Source organism: Actinoplanes oblitus (assembly GCF_030252345.1).
GTDB lineage: Bacteria > Actinomycetota > Actinomycetes > Mycobacteriales > Micromonosporaceae > Actinoplanes > Actinoplanes oblitus.
Genome location: NZ_CP126980.1, coordinates 8537494 through 8559102, shown reverse-complemented (window position 1 = coordinate 8559102; position 21609 = coordinate 8537494). Strand labels below are relative to the sequence as shown.

Genomic DNA, 21609 nt, shown 5'->3' with positions numbered 1-21609 from the left:
TAGGGTGTTGATCGAACTTCGTCGAGTGAATTGATCGCCCGATCTCCGCCGAGATCGACAAGCCGCTGGGAACGTGCATAATCGCAGTTCAAGACCACCTGGTGGCGTGATTCACTGACGTCGGCCGTGCCGCTGCGTGCGCTCGGCTTGACGGAGCATGGGTATCGGCGGACTATGGAGATGTCGCCAGTCGCGCCCACTCACGCCCCGGCTCCCTTCGTGGCTTGAGCATCCGCACCCAAGAGAGTTCCACCGCTTCAGTGGGGGAATTCTGTGCTCACGCGTGCCCGTGAGCTTCTTGGTGCGATCACTTCGCGCGCTGGGTGCACGTTGGCCGGCCGTTCCGGCGAAGCAAACACATACGAGACGCACCGCGTCACAAGGAGTCAAGATGGCGAAGGCCCTCTACGGCCACGTAGGTGCGGCGCCCGACCGGCGCCTGCTCGACGAGGTCACCCGACTGCGTTCCCGGGTGCAGAGCTTGGAGTTCGAGGTCACCCGCCTCCGGGCGGAGAATGATCGCCTGGCGGCGGCGGCTGCCGAGGCGGACGACCTCCTGCGGCTGAGCGAGCCTGCTCTGACCTGAGCTCCACGACCGCCGGGACGTCGCTGCGGGGTGGCTGACCGGCGTTCATCCCCCCTCGCACCACAACGCACCAAAGAAAAGCGCGCCTCCACATCCGTGGCGGCGCGCAGTTTTTTGTCCGCCACCGCCGGCCTCGCGAGCATGCCGGTCCCGGCCGCCCCGGGAAACAGGGCGGCGACCGGCGAAACCGGCCGGGCGGCGGGCCGGGTGACCGGCGAAACGGGGCGGGTGGCGAGCCGGGTGACCGGCGAAACGAGCCGGTAGCGGGCCGGGCGACCGGCGAAGCGAGCCGGTAGCGGGCCGGGTGACCAGCGAAACGGCTGGGCGACCCAGCGAGGCGTGCCGAGGCGGATATTCCGGACGCGGGGATGGCGCGGGCGCGGCGTAACGCCGTCCCACCTGACCCTTGCGGGTAGCCTGCCACCCAGCAGACCACCGCCGACCCGACCTACCGGAGATCCGTGCACCTCAAGAGCCTGACGGTCAAGGGCTTCAAGTCCTTCGCCTCCGCCACCACGTTGCGGCTGGAACCGGGCATCACCTGTGTGGTGGGGCCGAACGGGTCCGGCAAGTCGAACGTCGTCGACGCCATCGCCTGGGTGCTCGGCGAGCAGGGCGCGAAGGCACTGCGCGGCGGCAAGATGGAGGACGTCATCTTCGCCGGTACGGCGGGGCGGGCGCCGCTGGGCCGGGCCGAGGTCACGCTCACCATCGACAACAACGACGGCGCCCTGCCGATCGACTACACCGAGGTCTCGATCACCCGGCGGATGTTCCGGGACGGCGCCAGCGAGTACGAGATCAACGGCAACTCCTGCCGGCTGCTCGACATCCAGGAGCTGCTCAGCGACTCCGGCATCGGCCGCGAGATGCACATCATCGTCGGCCAGGGCCGGCTGGACGCGATGCTGCACGCCAAGCCGGAGGACCGCCGCTCGTTCATCGAGGAGGCGGCCGGTGTCCTGAAGCACCGCAAGCGCAAAGAGAAGGCGATCCGCAAGCTCGACGCGATGCAGGTCAACCTGAACCGGTTGAACGACCTGACCGCGGAGCTGCGGCGCCAGCTCAAGCCGCTGGGCCGGCAGGCCGAGGTGGCCCGGCGGGCCGCCGGCATCCAGGCCGACCTGCGCGACGCCCGGCTCCGGCTGCTCGCCGACGACCTGTTCACGCTGCGGACGACGCTGGACAAGGAGATCGCCGACGAGTCCGCGATGCGGCAGCGGCGGGGCGAGGTGGAGGAGGAGAACCGCGAGGTCCAGCGGATGCTCGCCGACCTGGAGTTCGCGCACGCCGAGGACGCGCCGCTGCTGCAGGCCGCCCAGGACACCTGGTACAAGCTCTCCGCCCTGCAGGAACGGTTCCGTTCCACCGAGCAGCTGGCCACCGAGCGGCTGCGGCACCTGGCCGCCACCCCGGACGACGAGCGCCCGGGCCGCGACCCGGAGATGCTGGAGGCCGAGGCCGAGCGGGTCCGCGAGCAGGAGGAGGAGCTGCGCGAGGCGCTCACCGAGGACCAGATGCGGCTGGCCGAGGCGGTCGAGCACCGCCAGGACCTGGAACGTCAGCTGGCCGCCGCGGAGGGCGAGCTGCGCGCGGCCGCGAAGGCGATCGCCGACCGCCGTGAGGGCCTGGCCAAGCTGGTCGGCAACGTGAACGCGGCGCGGGCCCGGACCAGCAGTGCCGCCGAGGAGATCGAGCGCCTGGCGGCCGCGCACGAGGACGCGCTGATGCGGGCCGAGGCGGCGCAGGCCGAGGTGGACGTGGTCTCCGCCGAGTCGTCGGACGCCGACCGGGACAACGCCGACCTGGACGCGCGGCACGACGAGGCGGTCGCCGCGCACGACAAGGCCGCCGCCGTGGTCCGGGAGCTCTCCGACGCGGAACGCGCCGCCGAGAAGGACGCGGCCAGCCTCAAGGCGCGGGAGGAGGCGCTCGCCCTCGGCCTGCGGCGCAAGGACGGCGCGGGCGCGCTGCTGGCGAGGACCGGCCAGGTGCCCGGTCTGCTGGGCAGCCTGGCGTCGATGCTGACCGTCCGGCCCGGCCACGAGACGGCGCTCTCGGCGGCCCTGGGCTCGCTCGCCGACTCGGTCGCCCTGGCCAGTCTGGACGAGGCGGTGGAGGCCGTCCGTACCCTCAAGATCGCCGACGCGGGCCGGGCCTCGCTGGTGATCGCGGCCCCGGCCGGGCCGGGCCTGCGGGGGTCGCTGGACGCGTTGCGGCCGGCCCTGCCGGAGGGCGCCGTCTGGGCGCCCGACGTGATCGACTGCCCGGAGCAGATCCGGCCGGCGCTCAACCGCGCGCTGCGTGACGTGGTGCTGGTCGCCGACCTGGCCGCGGCCGTCGCCCTGGTCGCCGAGAACGCCGAGCTGCGGGCGGTGACGCCGGACGGCGACGTCCTCGGGACGTACGCGGCGGCCGGTGGTTCGGCGAAGGCGACCAGCTACATCGAGGTGCAGGCGGCGGTCGACGAGGCGAAGGCCGGACGCGCCGCCGCCGAGGAGCGGATCGCCGAGCTCAAGGAGCGTCTCGCCGAGGTACGTGCCCAGGTCGCCGAGCTCAAGCAGGCGGTGCAGGTCGCGGCCGCGGCCAAGCGGGCCGCCGAGGGCGAACGCAACGCGGCCGCCCGCCGGCTGGCCGAGCTGGGCGCCGCGGCCCGCTCGGCGAAGGCGGAGAGCGAACGGCTCGGCGCCTCCCGGCAGAAGGCCGAGGCGGCCCGCGAGGCCGACCTGATCCGGGTGGCCGAGCTGGAGGAGCGGCTGCGGCTGGCCGAGGACACCCCGATCGACGAGGAGCCGTCGACCGAGGAACGCGACCGGCTGGCCGCGCTGGTCCCGCAGGCCCGGCAGAACGAGATGGAGGTGCGGCTGGCGGTGCGTACCGCGGAGGAGCGGGTCTCCTCCATTGCCGGGCGCGCCGACTCGCTGATGCGCCAGGCCAATCAGGAGCGGCAGGCCCGGGAGCGGGCCGCCGCCCGCCGGGCCGCCCGGGCCCGGGGCGCCGAGATCGCCCGCGCGGTGGCGGCCGGCGCGAGCACCGCGCTCGCCCGGGTGCGGGTCTCGGTGGCCGCCGCGGCCGAGGAACGGGACCGGATCGCGCAGGAGCGGACCAGCCGGGAGGCCGAGCTCCAGGAGGTCCGGGCGACGGCGAAACGCCTGGTCACCGAGCTGGAGCGGCTCACCAGCGAGGTGCACCGGGACGAGATGGCCCGGGCCGAGCAGCGGATGCGCATCGAGCAGCTGGAGGCCAAGGCCGCCGAGGACTTCTCGCTCGACGTCGAGACCCTGATCAGCGAGTACGGCCCGGAGCAGCCGGTACCACCCACCCAGGCGGAGGTGGCGGCGGCCGAGAAGGACGGCAAACCGGTCCCGGAGCCGGTCCCGTTCCACCGGGCCACCCAGGAGAAGCGGGCGAACAAGGCGGAACGCGACCTGACCATGCTCGGCAAGGTCAACCCGCTGGCGCTGGAGGAGTTCGCCGCGCTGGAGGAGCGCTACAAGTTCCTCTCCGACCAGCTCGAGGACCTCAAGGCCACCCGCAAGGACCTGCTCACCGTGGTCAAGGACGTGGACGACCGGATCCTCGAGGTGTTCACCTCGGCGTTCGAGGACACCGCCCGCGAGTTCCAGACCGTCTTCCAGGTGCTCTTCCCGGGTGGCGAGGGCCGGCTGGTGCTGACCGACCCGGAGGACATGCTGACCACCGGTGTCGAGGTGGAGGCCCGCCCGCCGGGCAAGAAGATCAAGCGGCTGTCGCTGCTCTCCGGCGGTGAGCGCTCGCTCACCGCGGTGGCGATGCTGTGCGCCATCTTCCGGGCCCGCCCCTCGCCCTTCTACATCATGGACGAGGTCGAGGCGGCCCTCGACGACGTGAACCTGGGCCGGTTGATTACGCTCTTCCAGCAACTTCGGGAGAAGAGCCAGCTGCTCATCATCACGCACCAGAAGCGGACGATGGAGGTCGCCGACGCCCTGTACGGCGTCACTATGCGAGCCGGCGTCACGCAGGTGATCAGCCAGCGGCTCAACACCGAGCCGACTGCCCCACCCGCCACCCCTGAGGCGGACTGAAGGCACCTGAAGCGGAGGACTAGGACACCATGCGCGACCGCGCCCGGGCCCTGCTCATCGACCTGGACGGCGTGCTGCGCCGCTTCGACCCGGCCCCGATGATCGCCGTCGAGGTGAAGTACGGCCTGAAGCCGGCCGCCCTGCTGGAGACCGCGATGTCGTGGGACATCTACCGGCCCGCGATGGCCGGCGAGATCACCGACGACGAGTGGATGAAGCTGGTGGCCGACCGGCTGCCGCTGGACGAGGCGGCGTCGGCCGCCGCGGTGGCCGAGTGGCAGCCGGGCCGGCTCGGCGAGGTGGATCCGGCGGCCCTGGAGTTCGTCAGGGGCGTGCGTGCCGCCGGCCGCAAGGTCGGCCTGGCCACCAACGCCACCGATCGGCTGCGCGCCGACCTGGACGCGCTCGGGCTGACCGGCGAGGTGGACCTCGTCCTCAGCTCGTGGGAGATGAAGGTGCACAAGCCCGCCCCGGAGTACTTCCAGCAGGCCTGCCAGGAGCTCGGCGAGCTGCCCAAACACGTGCTCTTCGTGGACGACGACGACCGGGTGATCCGCGGCGCCCGCGCGGCCGGGCTGGCTGGTTACCGCTGGACCGGACCGGAGCACGTCGCCTACCTGCGCAAGGCTCTCGATCTCCCGGATTGATGCCGGATCGACGATCCTGAGCCCCGGCCGGGGCGCCGCCGTCCAGAATGGGTGGACGTCCGCCGGAAAGGAACGTCATGTCTGCTGCCGCCAAGATCGGCCTGTGCGCCCTCACGCTGAGCCTCGCCGCCTGCTCGTCCGGATCACCGGAGTCCTCCGCGGCGAGTTCGTCCGGGCCGTCCGGTGGCACCCCGGCGGCGAGCAGCGCGCCCACGGCGAGCGGCGCCACCACGTCCAGCAGCGCGTCCCCGGCCGGCAGCACGCCCACGGCGAGCAGCACGCCGGCCGGGATCGCGCCGGTCGGCCCGGGTGCCGCGATCCGGCCGGGACGCCAGCTGGTCTTCGCCACCGTCCCGTCCGGCGGTCGCAAGATGCTGACCGTCGGCGCGGACGGCGTCGTCGAGCTGACCGACCATCGCACCGACCGGGCGATGTTCGTGCTCACCCCGATCAAGCCCGGCAGCGCGAAGTACCTGATGCAGACCGCCAAGATGACCGAGGGCGGCGAGCCGTGGTGCCTGGCGGTGCACTCGCCCGGTGCCGGCAAGGCGCTGCAGCTCAAGATCGACGCCTGCGACGCCGGGAAGCGGGACCAGATCTTCACGTACCCGGAGACCCGGACCGGCAAAGGCCGGCTGATCGAGGTGGGCGGCCTCTACGTCTACGCCGAGGGCGACGACGACGAGGTGATCGTGCAGGAGAGCGGTGAGGGCGACGCGATGACCGCCTTCACCGTCCGCGACGAGGGCAAGTCCACCCTGCCGCACCTCGGTGACTAGTCGCCGGTGACGCCGTCGACGCGCTCGCGGAGCAGGTCGGCGTGGCCGTTGTGCCGGGCGTACTCCTCGATCATGTGGGTGTAGACCCAGCGCAGGCTGATCGGGCCGCGCCGGCCGGGGAACTCGTGCTCCAGCGGCAGCGCGGCCACCGCGTCGTCGCAGGCCCTGATCTCGGCCCGGAAGGTGGCGAAGTCGGCCTCGGCGTCCGCCCCGGCCACGTCGTCGAAGTCGCCGTCCGGGCTCGCCTCGGTGCAGTAGAGGTCGCCCGCCGACTTGTCCTGCGCCGCGTTGGTCCGGAACCACCAGCGCTCCACCTCGGCCATGTGCCGGACCAGGCCGAGCAGGGTGAGCCTCGACGGTTCGACGCTGGCCAGTCGCAGCTGCTCGGCGGTCAGGCCGGCGCACTTGAGCAGCAGGGTCTGCCGGTGGTAATCCAGCCAGCCCCGCAACATGGCGCGCTCGTCGCCGGTCTGCGGTTCGGGTACGCGATGCGCCTCGGGCGCGGTCCAGGTAGTCATCGGGGCTCATCCTGGTCCAGCCGCGCGTCCCCCGCCACGCATTTCACGGCTGGTACGTCGTCGCCACCACCTCGTGCAGCCGGCCGTCCCTGGTGGTGCCCTCGATCACCACGGACGCGGTGGGCCCGTCCAGCCGCAGGGTGCCCACCGCGTTGCCGAAGTACGGCCCGGACAGCCGTTTCCACCGGATCGCCGGGGCTGCCACGCCGGCCGACCGGGCCAGTGCCCGGGCCAGCCGGGCGACCGGCGGCAGCCAGGACCCCCGCATCAGCGGCCGCAGCGGCAGCGGCACCTCGTTGTGGATCGGCGAGCAGGTCAGCTGCATCACCGGGGTGGCGACGGGGTGCCCGAAGTCGGCCCGGGCCACGTACGAGTGGTGCACGTCCCCGGACAGCACGCTGATCGAGGCCGGCGCGGCGTAGGCCCCGCCCGCGCCGACCCGGTGCCCGGGCGCGCCCACCCCGCCCTCGCCCAGCCGCCGGAACAGCTCGCCCAGCGCGGTGAACGACTTCCCGAACGCCGCCCAGTGCTCCAGGTCGAAGGCCCGCCGCACCTTCTCCGCGAACGCCGCCCAGCCGGGCCGGCGGGACTCGGTGGCCGCCTCGTTCCACGCCTCCAGGTGGTGGATGGCCGGCGGCATCAGCCACGGCAGGGACGAGCCCACCACCAGGTGGTCGTACGCGCCGTGGGCCTGGTCGAGGAACCAGTCCCACTCGGCGGCCGGCAGCATCGCCCGGGCGCCCGGGGTGAGCACCCGGTTGCACCTGTTGTCCAGCACCACCAGGCGGGTGCGGCCCAGGTCGAGGGCGAAGCTCCACTGATAGGGAACGTCGGTGTTCTCCGCCGAGCCCGGGTCGTCCACCTGGAGACCGAAGTCACGCAGCAGGTCGGTGGCGTCCCCGGCGGACGCCACCTTGCAGAACAGCGGGTCGGCGGCCAGTTCGTCCGGGCTCAGGTTGCCCAGGTGCTGGTAGACCCAGTACGACCCGAGCCCGCCGGAGATCCGCTCCCGCCACCAGGACCGCGCGGCCATGTCGGCCCGCCAGGACGCCGAGGTGTTCCAGTCGTCGACCAGCTCGTGGTCGTCGAAGATCATCACGCTCGGCACGGTGGCGAACAGCCAGCGCACCTCCGGGTCCCGCCACGACTCCAGGTAGAGCTTCGTGTACTCCTCGAACGTCACCACCTGGTCGGCGGGGCCCTCGTGCCCGGCCGCCCGGCGCCGGCGCAGGAACCGCCGCACCTTGTGCGAGGTCTCGTCGGCGTACACCTGGTCGCCGAGCAGGACCAGCAGGTCCGGGCGGTGCTCCGGCTCGGCCATCAGCCGCCGGGCGTACGCGTCGAGCGCGTCCGGGGGCAGCTGCCGGCCGGTGTCCTGCGGGGTGGCCTGCCGGCACGAGCCGAACAGCAGGGAGACCGGCTGCTCCGCGTCGTCGGCGGCCCGGGTGCGGATCACCGACGGGGGATAGGGCGAACCGGCCGGCGGCCACACCTGCTGGTCGTCCAGCAGCACCTGGTACGCGTGTGCCGAGTCGGGGGCCAGGCCGCTGACCACGACGAGGGCGTAGTGGTGGCCGTACGCCGAAAACGTCGCAGCGGACCCGGCGGCCCCGCCGCCCGCCTCGATCCGGACGCGCGCGGGCTCGCTGGTCTCCACCCAGACGGTGGCGCGATCACCGACCACCCGGCGTAGCACGGGGCCGATGAGAAGTTGCGCGGTCACTGCACGGCACCGGCCTTCCAAGCTGGTTCTCGAGGGTGCCCACATCCTTCCCAATCGGTGCCCGGATTCGCCAGTACGTGGCCCACGCCACGACCGGACGACTCATCTGTCAGGATTTCGGCATGGTGGAATACGTGGTCGCCGCAGTGATCCTGCTCGTCGTCCTGGTCGTGGGCGCGGTCGGGCTGGTCGTGCCCCGGATGCGCCGCAAGGAGCTTCCGCCGCCGCCGGTTCCTCAGGTGCCCGCGGTGCAGGAGGAGCTTCCTCCGCTCATCGACCGGGTCGAGGCTCCCGTCGAGCCCGAGCCGGTAGTGGTCGAGGAAGAGCCGCAACAGGTCCTGGAGAAGCCCGAGCCGACCGCCGGCCGCCTGGTCCGGCTGCGCGCCCGGCTGGCCCGCTCGCAGTCGGCGCTCGGCCGGGGGCTGCTCAGCGTCCTCTCCCGGGATCACCTGGAGGACGACGACTGGGAAGAGATCGAGGACAGCCTGATCACCGCGGACGTCGGCGTCGAGGCCACCCAGGTGATCGTCGAGCGGCTCAAGGAGCGGGTCCGGATCCTCGGCACCCGGACCGTCGCCGAGGTGCGCGAGCAGCTCGCCGAGGAGCTGGTCGCGGCGCTGGAGCCGGATCTGGACCGCAGTCTCCGGACCACCCCGCACGACGGCCGCCCGGCGGTCCTGATGGTGGTCGGCGTCAACGGCGCCGGCAAGACCACCACCTGCGGCAAGATCGGCCGGGTGCTGATCGCGGACGGCCGCAGCGTGCTGTTCGGCGCGGCCGACACGTTCCGGGCGGCGGCCGCCGAGCAGCTGGCCACCTGGGGCGAGCGGGTCGGCGCCGAGACCGTCCGCGGACCGGAGGGCGGTGACCCGGCGAGCGTGGCGTTCGACGCGGTCAAGCGCGGCATCGACACCGGGGTGGACACCGTCGTGGTGGACACCGCCGGCCGCCTGCAGAACAAGGTCGGCCTGATGGACGAGCTGGGCAAGGTCAAGCGGGTGGTGGAGAAGCACGGAGCGGTCGACGAGACACTGCTGGTGCTGGACGCCACCACCGGACAGAACGGACTCGAGCAGGCCCGGGTGTTCACCGAGGTGGTGGATGTCACGGGTGTGGTGCTCACCAAGCTGGACGGCACCGCGAAGGGCGGGATCGTCATCGCGGTGCAGCGCAAGCTGGGCATCCCGGTCAAGTTGGTGGGGCTCGGGGAGGGCCCGGACGACCTGGCGCCGTTCGAGCCGGTGGCCTTCGTCGAGGCTCTGCTGGGGGAGACCGCGTAGGCTCCATTCAACGATTTTGCATGGGTTTTCCGCTGCGGGGCCGGCACAGCTTCGCGGATAGGTCAGGGAGGCTGTGAGTGACGCAGGAGCCGCTGCGCGAGATACCGCTGCACGGTGGCAACGTCAGCACGGTGTCCCGGATCGGCGACACGGTCCGGCGTAACGCCGGACCGTGGACGCCGGCCGTCCACGCGCTGCTCAACCATCTGGAGCGGGTCGGGTTCACCGGCTCGCCCAGCGCGCTGGGCATGGACGAGAAGGGCCGCGAGGTGCTCACCTACCTCGACGGCGAGTGCGGGGAGTACCCGCTGGCCCCGCACTGGGTGACCGAGGAGGCGCTGGTCACCGTCGCCACCATGCTCCGGATGTTCCACGACGCGCAGTACGGTTTCGTGCCGCCGCCGGGCGCCGTCTGGCGCTCGTTCGGCCCGCCGCCGCCGGACACCGAGGTGATCTGCCACCACGACGCCGCCCCGCACAACGTGGTCTGGCGGCCGGACGGCACCCTCGCGCTGATCGACTTCGACCTGGCCTCGCCCGGCTCGCGGATCTACGACGTGGCGTACGCCGCGTGGACCTGGGTGCCGCTCTTCAGCGACCGGGACTCCTACACCCTGGGCTGGAAGCGGCCGAACCGGCCGCGGCGGCTGCGGCTGTTCGCCGACGCCTACGGGCTGATCCCGCGGGACCGGCACCGGCTGGTGCGCACGATCCGCAAACGGATCGTGGATCACGTGGAGGGGATCCGGCGGATGGCGGCGGCCGGCGACCCGGCCTTCGTCCGGATCGTGCACAAGGGTCATCTACGCCGGCCGATGCGTGACTTGCGGCTGCTCGACTACGAGCGGCACACCCTGGAGTACGCCCTCCGCTGAGACATCGACTGTGAGAGTTTCTTCACACGTCGGAAACAACCCGTGACGCGCCGGAAATCGCGCGTAGACCGTAGCCGAAACAGCCAGCCGGAAACCTCTGCGTCGAACCGGCCGACACGGCATTGCCGCCCTCTCGGTCGGGTGTGAGGACACCTAATCCGAGAGGAGGCAGCGTGGAGATCAACACCGGCAATACCGCCTGGTTGCTCCTGTCGTCTGCGCTCGTTTTGCTCATGACACCCGGTCTGGCGCTGTTCTACGGTGGCCTCAACCGGTCCAAGGGCGTTCTGAACATGATGATGATGAGCTTCTCGTGCATCGGGCTCGTCAGCGTTCTGTGGATCATCTACGGCTTCACCCTGGCGTTCGGCGTCAACGGCAGCGCCGGCCTGAACAACATTCTCGGCAACTTCGACTACCTCGGTACGCCGGTCGGCAAGATCACTGAGGAGTGGCTGTTCTTCGGGGCCAACACCGGCATCCCGACGTACGCCTTCCTGGTCTTCCAGATGATGTTCGCGATCATCACGGTGGCCCTGATCAGCGGCTCGGTCTCGGACCGGATGAAGTTCGGCGGCTGGGTGCTGTTCGCCATCGCCTGGTTCACCATCGTCTACGTCCCGGTCGCGCACTGGGTCTGGGGCGGCGGCTTCATCGGCGCCAAGATCCGCGCGCTGGACTTCGCCGGTGGTACCGCCGTGCACATCAACGCCGGCGCCGCGGCCCTGGCGCTCGCCCTGGTCCTCGGCAAGCGGGTGGGCTGGCCGAAGGAGAACATGCGGCCGCACAACGTGCCGTTCGTCGCCCTCGGCGCCGGCCTGCTCTGGTTCGGCTGGTTCGGCTTCAACGCCGGCTCCGAGCTGACCGTCGACGGCACCACCGTCTTCGCCTTCGTCAACACCCAGGTCGCCACGGCCGCCGCGCTCGTCGGCTGGGTCATCGTGGAGTGGCTGCGGGACGGCAAGCCGACGCTGGTCGGTGCCTCCTCCGGCGCGGTCGCCGGTCTGGTCGCGATCACCCCGGCCTGTGGCTTCATCGCCCCGCTGCCGGCCGCGATCCTCGGCCTGGTCGCCGGTGCGGTCTGCGCCCTGGCCGTCGGCCTGAAGTACAAGCTGGGCTACGACGACTCGCTCGACGTGGTCGGCGTGCACTTCGTCGGCGGGTGGATCGGCTCGCTGAGCATCGGCCTGTTCGCCACCGACGCGGTGAACTCCGGCATCACCGACGGGAAGATCCTGAACGCCAGCAACGGCCTGTTCTACGGCGGCGGCCTGACCCAGCTCGGCCGGCAGTTCGCCGGCAGCCTCTCGGTCACCGTCTACTCCTTCGTGATCGCCGCGGTGCTCGCCCTGATCCTCAAGTCGGTCAAGCTGCTGCGGGTCAACCCGGAGGCCGAGATCGGCGGCATCGACATCGCCGACCACGGCGAGACCGCGTACGAGAACACCCCGGCGGCCGGCTCCGGTGGCGGCGGCGCCTTCGCGATGGCGGGCCTCAAGCCGAGCGCCCCGATCGACGCTGACGGCAAGGCTGACACCAGCCAGAAGGTCGCCGGTTAATCTTCCCCATGGCTGCTGAAGTGGAAGGACTGAGCATGAAGCTGGTGACCGCGGTCATCAAGCCGTACCAGCTCGACGCGGTGAAGGAGGCTCTGCACGCCCTGGGCGTCGCCGGGCTGACCGTGAGCGAGGTACAGGGTTACGGCCGGCAGAAGGGGCACACCGAGGTGTACCGGGGCGCCGAGTACACCGTCGAGTTCCTCCCGAAGATCAAGGTCGAGGTGATCACGGACGAACTCGACGTCGAGAAGATCGTCGATGCCGTGGTGACGGCCTCGCGGACCGGCAAGATCGGTGACGGGAAGGTCTGGGTGACGACGGTCGACGACGTCATCCGGGTCCGCACCGGCGAGCGCGGCCTCGACGCCCTGTAACGACGATGACGAACCCGTTGAGTGAGCCGCCGGCCCCGCCGGCCCGCCCGGCAGCCGGCGACTCGCTCGACAAGCTGAGGGAACACATCGGGGCCGCGGCACGCGAGAAGCGCGCCGCGGCACTCGACGTCTGGCTCGGCGAGCTCTTCCCGAGCCACCTGCCCGGCGTCAGCCTGCTCGCGGTGGGCGGGCTGGGCCGGCGGGACTGCGCGCCGTACAGCGATCTGGACCTGGTGCTGTTGCACAACGGGACGGCCGGGATCGACCGGATCGCCGCGGCGCTCTGGTACCCGATCTGGGACGCCCGGCTCGGCCTGGACCACTCGGTGCGCACCCTGCCCGAGGCGCTCTCGGTCGCCCACGACGACGTGAAGGTCTCCCTCGGCCTGCTCGACGCCCGGCACGTGGCCGGCGACGCCGCGCTCTCCGCCGACCTCGTCGCGGCCGCCGCCGACCAGTGGCGGCGCACCGCGGTCCGGCTGATGCCGCAGCTCAAGGAACTCACCGAGACCCGCTGGGCCAGCCACGGCGAGCTGGCCTTCCTGCTCGAGGGCGACCTCAAGGAGGCGGCCGGCGGGCTGCGCGACCTCACCCTGCTGCGCGGCATCGGCCGCGCCGGGATCGCCGACACCATGCGCCCCGCGGTGCGCGCCGCCACCCTGCGGCTGCTGGACACCCGGGACGCCCTGCACCTCGCTGTCGGCCGCCGGGTCGACCGGCTGGTCGCCCAGGAGCGCGCCGCTGTCGCCGGCCTGCTGGCGGCCGAGGACCCGGACACCCTGCTGCGCCGCGTCTCCGGCGACGCGCGGACCGTCGCGCACGCCGTCGACGACGCCTGGCGGGCCGTCGACCGGCTCCGCGGCACCCGCCGCCGCCCCGGCGCCCCGGCCGTGCCGCCCCGCCGCCCGGTCGCCCGGGACGTGGTCGAGCAGGACGGCGAGCTGGTCCTGGCCCGCACCGCGATCGGCCCGGTCCCGGACCCCAGCCTCTCCCTGCGGGTGGCCGCCGCGGCCGCCACCGTGCAACTCCCGATCGCCAGGGCCACCTGCGAGTGGCTCGCCGCGTTCTGCCCGCCGCTGCCGCACCCGTGGCCGGCCGCCGCCCGGGCCGCGCTGGTCTCGCTGCTCGGCGCCGGCCCCGGCCTGCTGCCGGCCTGGGAGACCTGCGACAGGTACGGCCTGATCGACGCCTGGCTGCCCGAGTGGGCCCGGATGCGCAGCCTCCCGCAGCACCACCCGATCCACCGGTTCACCCTGGACCGGCACCTGGTCCAGGCCGCCTACGAGGCCACCAAGTACGCCCGTGAGGTGGACCGCCCCGACCTGCTGCTGATCGGCGCGTTCCTGCACGACGTGGGCAAGGGGCTGCCCGGCGACCACAGCCTGGTCGGCGCCCCGATCGCCGCCGACATCGCCACCCGGATCGGCTTGCCCCCGGGCGACGTGGCCACCGTCGAGAAGATGGTCCGGCTGCACCTGCTGCTGCCGGACATCGCCACCCGGCGTGACCTGGACGACCCGGTGACCATCTCGACGGTGGCCGAGCAGGTCGGCGACCCGGCCACGCTGGACCTGCTGCACGCCCTGGCCCGGGCCGACTCGCACGCCACCGGTCCGGCCGCCTGGTCGGACTGGAAGGGCCGGCTGATGGCCGAGCTGGTCCGCCGGGTGCACACGCTGCTCGACACCGGCGCGCTGCCCGAGCCACCGGAACCGGACCCGGAACTGCTCAGCGGCACCCTGCCGGTGGTGCACCTGGACGGCGATCAGGTCTCGGTGGCCGCCGCCGACCGCCGGGGACTGCTCGCCGGGGTGGCCGCCTGCCTGGCCATGCACCGGCTGGACGTGGTCGCGGCGAACACCACGACGGTGGACGGGCGGGCGATCGTCGAGTTCTACACGTCGCCGCGGTACGGGACGCCGTACGATCCGGTGGCCCTCACCGCGGACCTGCGCCGCGTCGCGGCCGGCGACGTCTCGGTGACCCAGCGGGTCCGCGCCCGCGCGATGAGCGCGCGCGGCGGCACCGCCTCGCCCAAGGTGATCTGGCAGCGGGCCGCGGCGACCGACGCGGTGGTCCTGGAACTGCGCGCGGCGGACTCGCCGGGCCTGCTCTACCGGGTGACGCACGCGCTCGACGAGGCCGGCGCGGAGATCCGGGCGGCCCGGATCTCCACCCTCGGCGGTGACGTGGTCGACGCGTTCTACCTGGTCGGGGCGTGGGCCGACGCGGCCGAGCGGGATCGGGTGCGTGACGCGGTGCTCGCCGCCGTGTAACTCCCGGCGGGCAGCCGCGTTGAAACACCGATGATCGGCGAGGAGAATCCGGCGGCGCTGGTCGCCGCCGCGGTACGCAACCGTGCGATAGGCGTGCGGGAGGAACTGGCGTCCGGCGACCTGGCCGGCCTGCTGCACGCGGCCCGGACCGGCCGGCGGCCCGCTCTGGCGAGGCCAGATCTGGTGGCGGTCCTGGCCCAGGTCATGGCGTTGCAGGACGTGTTGCCCAGCGACCGCGCCGACGCGCTGGCCCTGTTCGAGATGCTCGGCGCCCGGCGGGTCCCGGCCCGGCAGCGCAACGTCTACGCCCAACTGGCCCGTTCGCCGCGGATCGCGGTGGACCGGCAGGTGCGCCACGAGATCGCCACCGATCTGGCCAACCCGTTCCGCGAGCCGGGCCGCCCGCTGCGGCCCTGGCTGCGGCGGTTCGGCGCCGGGCTGCCGGGGCCGGCGCTCCGGCTGGCCGGCAGCGCGCACCTGCCGCCCTTCGACAGGTTGTGCACCGACGACCCGACCCCGGTGGAGCGACCGGAACTGATCACAGTGGTGGTGACCGCCCACCGGCCCGGCGAGGGGCTGCTCACCGCGGTCCGCTCGATCCTGCGGCAGTCCTGGCGGAACCTGGAGGTGCTGGTCGTGGACGACGCGTCGCCGCCGGAGTTCGACGCCGTCCTGGCCCGGGCGGTGGCCCTGGACCCGCGGGTCCGGCTGCTGCGGCAGCCGGTGAACGGCGGCACCTACGTGGCCCGCAACGCCGGCCTGGACGCCGCCGCCGGCGACTTCGTGACCTTTCAGGACTCCGACGACTGGTCCCACCCGCGCCGCCTGGAACTGCAGGTGACGCCGCTGCTGGACGACCCGGGACTGGTGGCCTCCACGTCGGACGGACGCCGGGTCACCGAGGACCTGACGCTGACCCGGCTGGGCCGGCGCGGCGGCAAGCTGAACCCGTCCGCGCTGCTCATCCGCAAGGCGGCGGTCCTGCGCCGGGCCGGCTACTTCGACGTGGTCCGCAAGGGCGGCGACTCCGAGTACATCGACCGGATCACCGCGGCCTTCGGCGAGCGGGCGGTGCGCCACCTGCCCGTGCACCTGGCGCTGATCCGGCTCTCCACCGGATCGCTGTCCCGCGCCGAGATCCTCCCGTACTGGCTGCACCCGGCCCGCGCCGCGTACCGGTCCGCCTACCTGACCTGGCACGCCCGGATCGCGGCCGGCGCGCCGGCCTTCCGGCCGCGGGACGGCGCGGACCGGCCCTTCCCCGCCCCCGCTCACCTGCTGCGGTCCGCTTCCGATCGGGAGACGACTGCGGCGTACGACGTGGTCGTCGCGGCCGACTGGCGGTTCGCGGGGGAGTCCCAGCGATCCGGGCTGGCCGAGATCGAGGCGCTGCTCGGCCGGGGGCTACGGGTGGCGATCCTGCATCTGGAGGACTGGCGGCGGCCGGTGGTGCGACGGCTCCCGGTGCACCCGGCGGTGCAGCGACTGGTGAACGCCGGCCGGCTCGGCGCGGTGACCCTCCCCGATCGGGTCGACTGCGGGTTGTTGCTGATCCGGCAGGCCGAGGTGGTGCGGCACCCGCCCGCCGGAGGGACCGGGCTCCGTCCGCGTACCGTCATGATCCTGGTCGATGAGATGCCACGCGGCGCGCTGCGGCCGTGCGGTGCCGCGGCCGAGCGGATGTTCCGGGTGCCGGCACTCTGGTGCCCGCAGTCGCCGGCTGTCCGGGCCGCCCTCAGCGACCTGCCGCTGACTGCCTTTGATCTGCCCACTGTGGCCTTGCCCGTGCCGGCCCGGCGCGCGCCGATCTCGCGGAACGCGGTGATCGGTGCCGAGGTGAACGACCCACGGGAACTCGCCGCGCTCGAGGGTCTGACCGGTTTCGATGTGCGGATCCGGGCGGCCGACGGGCTGCGGCTGCCCCGGCAACCGGCGGGCCGGCTGGTCTACCGGGCCGCCGAGGTGGATCCGCTGGAGTTCTACGGCCAGCTCGACTTCGCGCTGCGGACCGGGCCCTCGGAACGGGCGGCCCTGGACGCGGCGGTCACCGGATGCATCACGGTGCCGCCCGGCTCGGTCGACGTGCTGCGGCGATACCAGGCGGAGCCCCGGCTAGTGGCGGAGCGGCGCCGGCAGGACCGGCGGCGGATCCGGCAGGACCACCACCCGGATCCGTTCGTGGATCGGGTGGCCGCGATCGCGCGTAACGCCGAATAGCTTGCGCCGTTAGGGCTTGGTGTGGTCGCCCCCGCGGCCACCGCAGGTACCGGAGGTGGCAGTTCATGAGGCTTCGCACACTGGCCGGCCGGGCAAGGCTTCGCACCGTGGCCGGCCGGGCCCGCGCGCTCGGCCCGCGGACGGTCGCCGCCGCCGGGCTCACCGCGCTGCTGATGGCCGGCGTGGCGACCGCCGCCGTGCTCGACTCGGCACGGGTCGCGGTCAGCCTGCTGGCCCTGCTGCTCGCTCTGGTCCTGGCCGGCGTGCTGCAGCTCAACCGGCGGCTGCTCGCGCTCCGCGGCGACCGCCGGGAGATCCGCGAGCTGCGGGTGGTGCTGGACGCCACCCAGCGCCGGGTGGTGTCCGCCGTGGAACGCCAGCGGCTCGCCGCCGACGACCGGCACCGCGAGCTGACCGAGGCGATCGCCCGGGTGCAGCGGATCGCCGACCGTGGCCTGCGCGGCGTACAGCAGACCGTGCCCCGCGAGGTGGAAGCCACCGTCCAGCTCTTCCAGGGGTTCACGCCACGCGCCCCGATGCCGTCCTCGGGTGACTACGCGCTGAACCCGACAGACCTGCTGGAGTTGCTCTTCCTGGTCCGGTCCCGGCGGCCGAGGCTGGTGCTGGAGCTGGGTAGCGGCACCTCGACGATCTGGCTCGGCTACGTCCTCGAGCAGACCGGCGGCCGGCTGATCTCGCTCGACCACGAGCCGGAGTACGCGAACCGGACCCGTGCCGCCCTCGCCGCGCACGGGCTGACCGGGGTGGCCGAGGTGCGCGACGCCCCGCTGGCCGACGTGCCGCTCGGCGACCGCACCTTCTCTTGGTACGACCCGGCAGCCCTGGAAGACCTGGAGGGTGTCGACTTCCTGCTGGTCGACGGGCCGCCCGCGGCGGTCGGGCCGGACAGCCGATACCCGGCGCTGCCGGTGATCGGCCCGCGCCTCGCGGACCGCGCCACCATCGTCTTCGACGACGCGAACCGCCGCGACGAACAGGCGGCCATCGAGCGATGGCTGGCGGCCGACGACGGGCTCAGCCGCGAGGGCGAGCTGCTCGGACGGCACGCCGTGCTGGCGTACACGCGGCACACCGCGAGCACAGCGAACGCCCCCGCCGCAGGGGGATCGGCGGGGGCGCTCATCTGAAGCCCGCTTCAAGCGGGCCGTCTCCAATACCGCGCCCAGCACGCATTTCGCCCGTCGTTGTCGAGGGTGCGGAAAAACGCTAGCGAAGCGTCGGTCATTTCCGTGCCCTCGACAACGACTCAAAGGGGCGAAATGCCCGCCGAGCGAAGCGAGGCCATAGATTCAGTAGCCGAAGTCCTGGGTGAAGTAGGGGGCGCCGCCCTTGCTGTAGACCGCGCCCACGCCGACCGTCTTGGACTTGCAGTTCAGGATGTTGGCGCGGTGCCCCGGGCTCTTCATCCAGGCGGTCACCACGTCCTTGCCGGTGCGGTAACCCCACGCGATGTTCTCCGCTGACGGCTTCGCGTAACCCGCCGCCTTCTCCCGGGCGACGAAGTTCGACCCACCCTTGCCGGTGTGGCTGAACGCCCCGGACTGCGCCATGTAGGCGCTGTGCCCCCGGGCGGCGGTCGTCAGCCGCGCGTCGAGCTGGAGCGCGCCACAGCCGTGGGCGGCACGCTGCACGTTGGTCAGCCGCACGATGTCGGCCTGCAGCGTGGCCTCGGAGACCGGCGCGGCGTCGGCCGGGGTCGCGACGAGCGCCACACCGAAGGCGGCGGCAGGGGCGAGAGCGGCGGCAACGGCGAGGCGACGGAACAGCGAGCGCAAAGCGGACCCTTTCGGTAAGCGGCGCCTGGGTCATCGCCAGGCTCACCGTTCCCTTCGGCCGTCCGCCCGCCCGGCATGATCGCCGTGCGGGTGTCGATGCGTCGCTGTTCGGTTGCCGGGCCCGCCGCCCGCTCACGGTCGCCCGGTCCGCGCGAGGTCCGCTCCGGGTCCTGCTCACCCGTTTCCGGTACGGCCCCAGCTCCCGCCCCGCCCGGAAGTCACGGGCTGGCCCTCACGGTCCTGTCTCGAGCACCGTCACGGCCAGCCGGGTGTGGCGGCTGGTCGTCATGGTGGTGTCCCGGGCTCGCAAGGGACCGTCACGCCCAGCCGGGTGTGGCAGCTGGCCGTCATGGTGGTGTCCCGGGCTCGCAAGGGACCGTCACGCCCAGCCGGGTGTGGCGGCTGGGCGTCATGGTGGTGTCCCGGGCTCGCAAGGGACCGTCACGCCCAGCCGGGTGTGGCAGCTGGCCGTCACGGTGGTGTCCCGGGCTGGGAGGGGACCGTCACGCCCAGCCGGGTGTGGCGGCTGGCCGTCACGGTGGTGTCAGGAGCCCGCACAGCACCGTCACGGCCAGCCGGGAGTGCGGCGGCGGGTCAGGTGGGGTCGGGCTGGGGGCGTGGACAGGGGACCGCGGGCGGGTCGAGGAGGGCGCGGACGGCCTCGGCGTACCGGCCGGGGTGGTGCCGGCGGGCGAAGGCCGTCGAGCGCGCCGACTGGGCGGCGTAGCGCTTCGGGTCGCGATGCAAGCGCCGCAGGGTCCGGGGCAGGTCGGCGGCGGTGCAGTAGACGGCGGCGGGGCCGTATTCCGGTTCGCGGTCCGGGGGCAGGAGCAGCACGCAACCGGCGGCCAGGGGGGCCAGCAGATCGCCGGGCGGGTCGGTGAAGCCCAGGTAGAAGTCGAGCTGGTGCAGGAACGAGCGGGGCGTGACGTCGGTGGACCGGTAGATCAGCCAGTTCAGCGGGGGGCGCGGGGTGGGCTCGGCGGCGCGGTCGAGCAGGCGTACGTCGAAGTCGGCGGAATCGCGCAGCGACTGGCGCAGGGACCGCCAGGGGGTGCGGTCGAGGTCCAGGTAGCGGCCGAGGATCGGCCGGTCGGCGGCCGGCTCCCGGCGCGTGGTCCGCCAGCGCCGGCCGTCCACGGTGGAGGGCAGCGGCAGCAGCGTCGGCGCGGTGCCGAACAGCCGGCGGGCCGCTGCCGCGCACGCTTCGGTGGCCGGGGACCAGCCGGGTTCCTCCTCGATCACCACCCGGCGGGCGCGGATGGCGCTGGGCAGGCTGGGCGCGAACGCGAGCGGTGCGGGGCCCCGGACCAGCACGAGTTCCGCGTGGGCGGGGTCGGCGAGCTGGAGCTGGGGTACCGCCCCGATGTTGATCAGGCGCTGGACGTCCGGATCGAGGTTGCGGGTGGCGGCGCCGATGACCGGCAGGTGCAGGAGCGCCATCGTCACCGGGTGGGCCGGTGTGAGCAGGGATTTCAGGGCTGTCGCGTTCTCCGGCACGGTGAAGTCGGCGGCCAGGATCAGGTCGAAGGTCGCGGTCTCGGCCGGGCCGATGCCGGTGAGGCGGTGCGGGGCGGCGAACGCCCGCCGACGCGGCCGGCGGGGCCGGACGGCCGGTTCGCGGCCGGCGGCCACCCGGGTGTGCCAGGCCTGGAACGCGGAGAGGTAGGCGTGCCGGGCCGGGTGCATCCACCCCGCCGCCATGTCCGCACTGGACAGTGACGTGCCGGAGAGCCGGATCAGGGCCAGCGTCTGGCCGCCCAGGTGCGGTACCGCCGGACGGCCGAACACGGCGCGGGCCCGCTCCACGTATTCCGCGTCGGCTCCCTTGCGGACGGTGTCCAGGTAGCCGAGCCGCGCCAGGGCGAGTGGCCGGCGCAGCATCAGCGACGACAGGTTGTACGAGCGGTGGTGCGGATGGCCCGGCCGGGTCACCACCAGGTCGCCGGTGACCCGCATCCCGGCCGAGGTGGTCGCGACCGTCGCCGGATCGGCGAGCAGCGGCGCCACCTGGCGTTCCAGCCGCAGCGGGTGCGACCAGTCGTCGGAGTCCTGGAAGGTCACGAAGTCGCCGGTGGCCGCGTCCAGCCCGGCGTTGCGGGCCAGGTAGGTGCCGCCGTTCACCGGCAGCCGCAGGACGCGGATCCGCGGATCCAGGGCGGCCAGCCCGTCCAGCACCGGGGCCGGCCCGGAGCCGTCGTCGACGACCAGGATCTCCTGGTTGGTCCAGCTCTGCGCGAGCAGCGACCGGATCGTCACCAGCAGCGCCGGCCCGGGCCGGTACGTGGTGACGATGGTCGTGATCCGGTGCGGGTCGCCGACCTTCGTGACCTCGCCCGGCTGGATCCGGTCGAACCGCGGGCCGGTCCCGTCGGCGAGGCGCAGCCCGGGCGCCGGCAGTAGCGCGTTGAACCGGGCGAGCCACTCGTCCGGCTCGGCCAGGTCGACGGCGAGCGCCTGCCGGATCGGCTTCGGGATCTTCGGGTACCGGCCGAGCAGGTCGGCGGCCCGGCCCACCGGGAACGCCAGCTGCGCGTGCAGCCCCTGGTGCTCCGGGGCGATCGCGGCCGGCCCGTGCGCCCGGAGCAGGCCGTCGAGCAGCGCCAGGCCGTCGGCGCGGTCCTCCGGGTCCAGGTCCTGTACCGCGATCGTGCGGGCCAGCTCGCCGACCGCCCACGGGTCCAGCTCGGCGAGCACCGGGCGGCCGGCGCGGACCGCGGTGAGCAGGCCGTCCAGATCGGTGACGCCGGCGGCGTACGCGACAAGCACCCTGGCGTCGGCGGACCGTGCCTGGATGGCGGCCGTCGCGGGCCCGTCGGGCCCGGTTCTGCGCAGGACCCGCAGATGCCGTTCGAGCAGGGCGGATCCGTAGGAGGCCGGGGTGATGTGCGTACGCATGGTCTGCCCAACGC

General features: G+C 73.1%; 15 protein-coding genes. 11 read left to right on the top strand and 4 right to left on the bottom strand.

The window, feature by feature from the left end:
* Positions 1–391 precede the first annotated feature (391 nt).
* The 4 genes from Actob_RS37960 to Actob_RS37945 all read left to right on the top strand — a co-directional run bounded on the left by Actob_RS37960 (position 392) and on the right by Actob_RS37945 (position 6079).
* Complete coding sequence (locus Actob_RS37960; protein ID WP_284916802.1) at positions 392–586, top strand: hypothetical protein; 195 nt, start codon at positions 392–394, stop codon at positions 584–586.
* 461 nt (positions 587–1047) lie between these two features.
* Positions 1048–4653 (top strand): chromosome segregation protein SMC, encoded by a 3606-nt coding sequence (gene smc, locus Actob_RS37955; protein ID WP_284916801.1) that lies wholly within the window; start codon positions 1048–1050, stop codon positions 4651–4653.
* Positions 4654–4682: 29 nt separating this feature from the next.
* Positions 4683–5300 (top strand): HAD family hydrolase, encoded by a 618-nt coding sequence (locus tag Actob_RS37950; protein ID WP_284916800.1) that lies wholly within the window; start codon positions 4683–4685, stop codon positions 5298–5300.
* 77 nt (positions 5301–5377) lie between these two features.
* Complete coding sequence (locus Actob_RS37945; RefSeq protein ID WP_284916799.1) at positions 5378–6079, top strand: hypothetical protein; 702 nt, start codon at positions 5378–5380, stop codon at positions 6077–6079.
* Here the strand turns inward: Actob_RS37945 and Actob_RS37940 are convergent.
* The gene (locus tag Actob_RS37940; RefSeq protein ID WP_284916798.1) at positions 6076–6597 is read right to left on the bottom strand and encodes a DinB family protein; all 522 of its coding nucleotides are present in this window, start codon (positions 6595–6597) and stop codon (positions 6076–6078) included. The genes Actob_RS37945 and Actob_RS37940 overlap by 4 nt on opposite strands.
* A gap of 43 nt (positions 6598–6640) precedes the next feature.
* Positions 6641–8365: an alkaline phosphatase D family protein gene (locus Actob_RS37935; protein WP_407653488.1), complete on the bottom strand. Its 1725-nt coding sequence runs from the start codon at positions 8363–8365 to the stop codon at positions 6641–6643.
* A 77-nt stretch (positions 8366–8442) separates the two neighbouring features.
* On the opposite strand from Actob_RS37935, the gene ftsY reads away from it, so the two are divergent.
* From ftsY to Actob_RS37900, 7 genes are all read left to right on the top strand, one after another.
* Positions 8443–9600, top strand: coding sequence for a signal recognition particle-docking protein FtsY (ftsY, locus tag Actob_RS37930; protein ID WP_284916796.1), 1158 nt, complete (start codon positions 8443–8445; stop codon positions 9598–9600).
* Positions 9601–9677: 77 nt separating this feature from the next.
* On the top strand, positions 9678–10475 hold the full coding sequence (locus tag Actob_RS37925) for an aminoglycoside phosphotransferase family protein (protein ID WP_122980938.1): 798 nt from the start codon (positions 9678–9680) through the stop codon (positions 10473–10475).
* A 233-nt stretch (positions 10476–10708) separates the two neighbouring features.
* A complete protein-coding gene (locus tag Actob_RS37920; RefSeq protein ID WP_284916795.1) occupies positions 10709–12034 on the top strand; it encodes an ammonium transporter in 1326 nt (441 codons plus the stop codon).
* A gap of 35 nt (positions 12035–12069) precedes the next feature.
* The gene (locus tag Actob_RS37915) at positions 12070–12408 is read left to right on the top strand and encodes a P-II family nitrogen regulator (protein ID WP_284916794.1); all 339 of its coding nucleotides are present in this window, start codon (positions 12070–12072) and stop codon (positions 12406–12408) included.
* Positions 12409–12413: 5 nt separating this feature from the next.
* Positions 12414–14684: a [protein-PII] uridylyltransferase gene (locus tag Actob_RS37910; protein WP_284916793.1), complete on the top strand. Its 2271-nt coding sequence runs from the start codon at positions 12414–12416 to the stop codon at positions 14682–14684.
* A gap of 30 nt (positions 14685–14714) precedes the next feature.
* Entirely contained in the window at positions 14715–16901 is a 2187-nt protein-coding gene (locus tag Actob_RS37905) for a glycosyltransferase family A protein (RefSeq protein ID WP_284916792.1), read from the top strand.
* Between the two features lie 65 nt (positions 16902–16966).
* Positions 16967–18049, top strand: coding sequence for an O-methyltransferase (locus Actob_RS37900; protein WP_284916791.1), 1083 nt, complete (start codon positions 16967–16969; stop codon positions 18047–18049).
* A 162-nt stretch (positions 18050–18211) separates the two neighbouring features.
* Here Actob_RS37900 and Actob_RS37895 read toward each other — a convergent pair whose 3' ends face one another.
* A complete protein-coding gene (locus Actob_RS37895) occupies positions 18212–18697 on the bottom strand; it encodes a CAP domain-containing protein (RefSeq protein WP_284916790.1) in 486 nt (161 codons plus the stop codon).
* 594 nt (positions 18698–19291) lie between these two features.
* Positions 19292–21595 (bottom strand): glycosyltransferase family 2 protein, encoded by a 2304-nt coding sequence (locus tag Actob_RS37890; protein WP_284916789.1) that lies wholly within the window; start codon positions 21593–21595, stop codon positions 19292–19294.
* Positions 21596–21609: the final 14 nt, after the last annotated feature.

Bases quoted from the DNA above. Each gene is read 5' to 3' on its own strand.
- Actob_RS37910 (WP_284916793.1), top strand. From the start codon at position 12,414: ATGACGAACCCGTTGAGTGAGCCGCCGGCCCCGCCGGCCCGCCCGGCA.
- Actob_RS37900 (WP_284916791.1), top strand. From the start codon at position 16,967: ATGAGGCTTCGCACACTGGCCGGCCGGGCAAGGCTTCGCACCGTGGCC.
- Actob_RS37940 (WP_284916798.1), bottom strand. From the start codon at position 6,597: ATGACTACCTGGACCGCGCCCGAGGCGCATCGCGTACCCGAACCGCAG.
- Actob_RS37905 (WP_284916792.1), top strand. From the start codon at position 14,715: ATGATCGGCGAGGAGAATCCGGCGGCGCTGGTCGCCGCCGCGGTACGC.
- Actob_RS37950 (WP_284916800.1), top strand. From the start codon at position 4,683: ATGCGCGACCGCGCCCGGGCCCTGCTCATCGACCTGGACGGCGTGCTG.
- Actob_RS37960 (WP_284916802.1), top strand. From the start codon at position 392: ATGGCGAAGGCCCTCTACGGCCACGTAGGTGCGGCGCCCGACCGGCGC.
- ftsY (WP_284916796.1), top strand. From the start codon at position 8,443: ATGGTGGAATACGTGGTCGCCGCAGTGATCCTGCTCGTCGTCCTGGTC.
- Actob_RS37920 (WP_284916795.1), top strand. From the start codon at position 10,709: ATGACACCCGGTCTGGCGCTGTTCTACGGTGGCCTCAACCGGTCCAAG.
- Actob_RS37935 (WP_407653488.1), bottom strand. From the start codon at position 8,365: ATGTGGGCACCCTCGAGAACCAGCTTGGAAGGCCGGTGCCGTGCAGTG.
- Actob_RS37890 (WP_284916789.1), bottom strand. From the start codon at position 21,595: ATGCGTACGCACATCACCCCGGCCTCCTACGGATCCGCCCTGCTCGAA.
- Actob_RS37945 (WP_284916799.1), top strand. From the start codon at position 5,378: ATGTCTGCTGCCGCCAAGATCGGCCTGTGCGCCCTCACGCTGAGCCTC.
- Actob_RS37915 (WP_284916794.1), top strand. From the start codon at position 12,070: ATGAAGCTGGTGACCGCGGTCATCAAGCCGTACCAGCTCGACGCGGTG.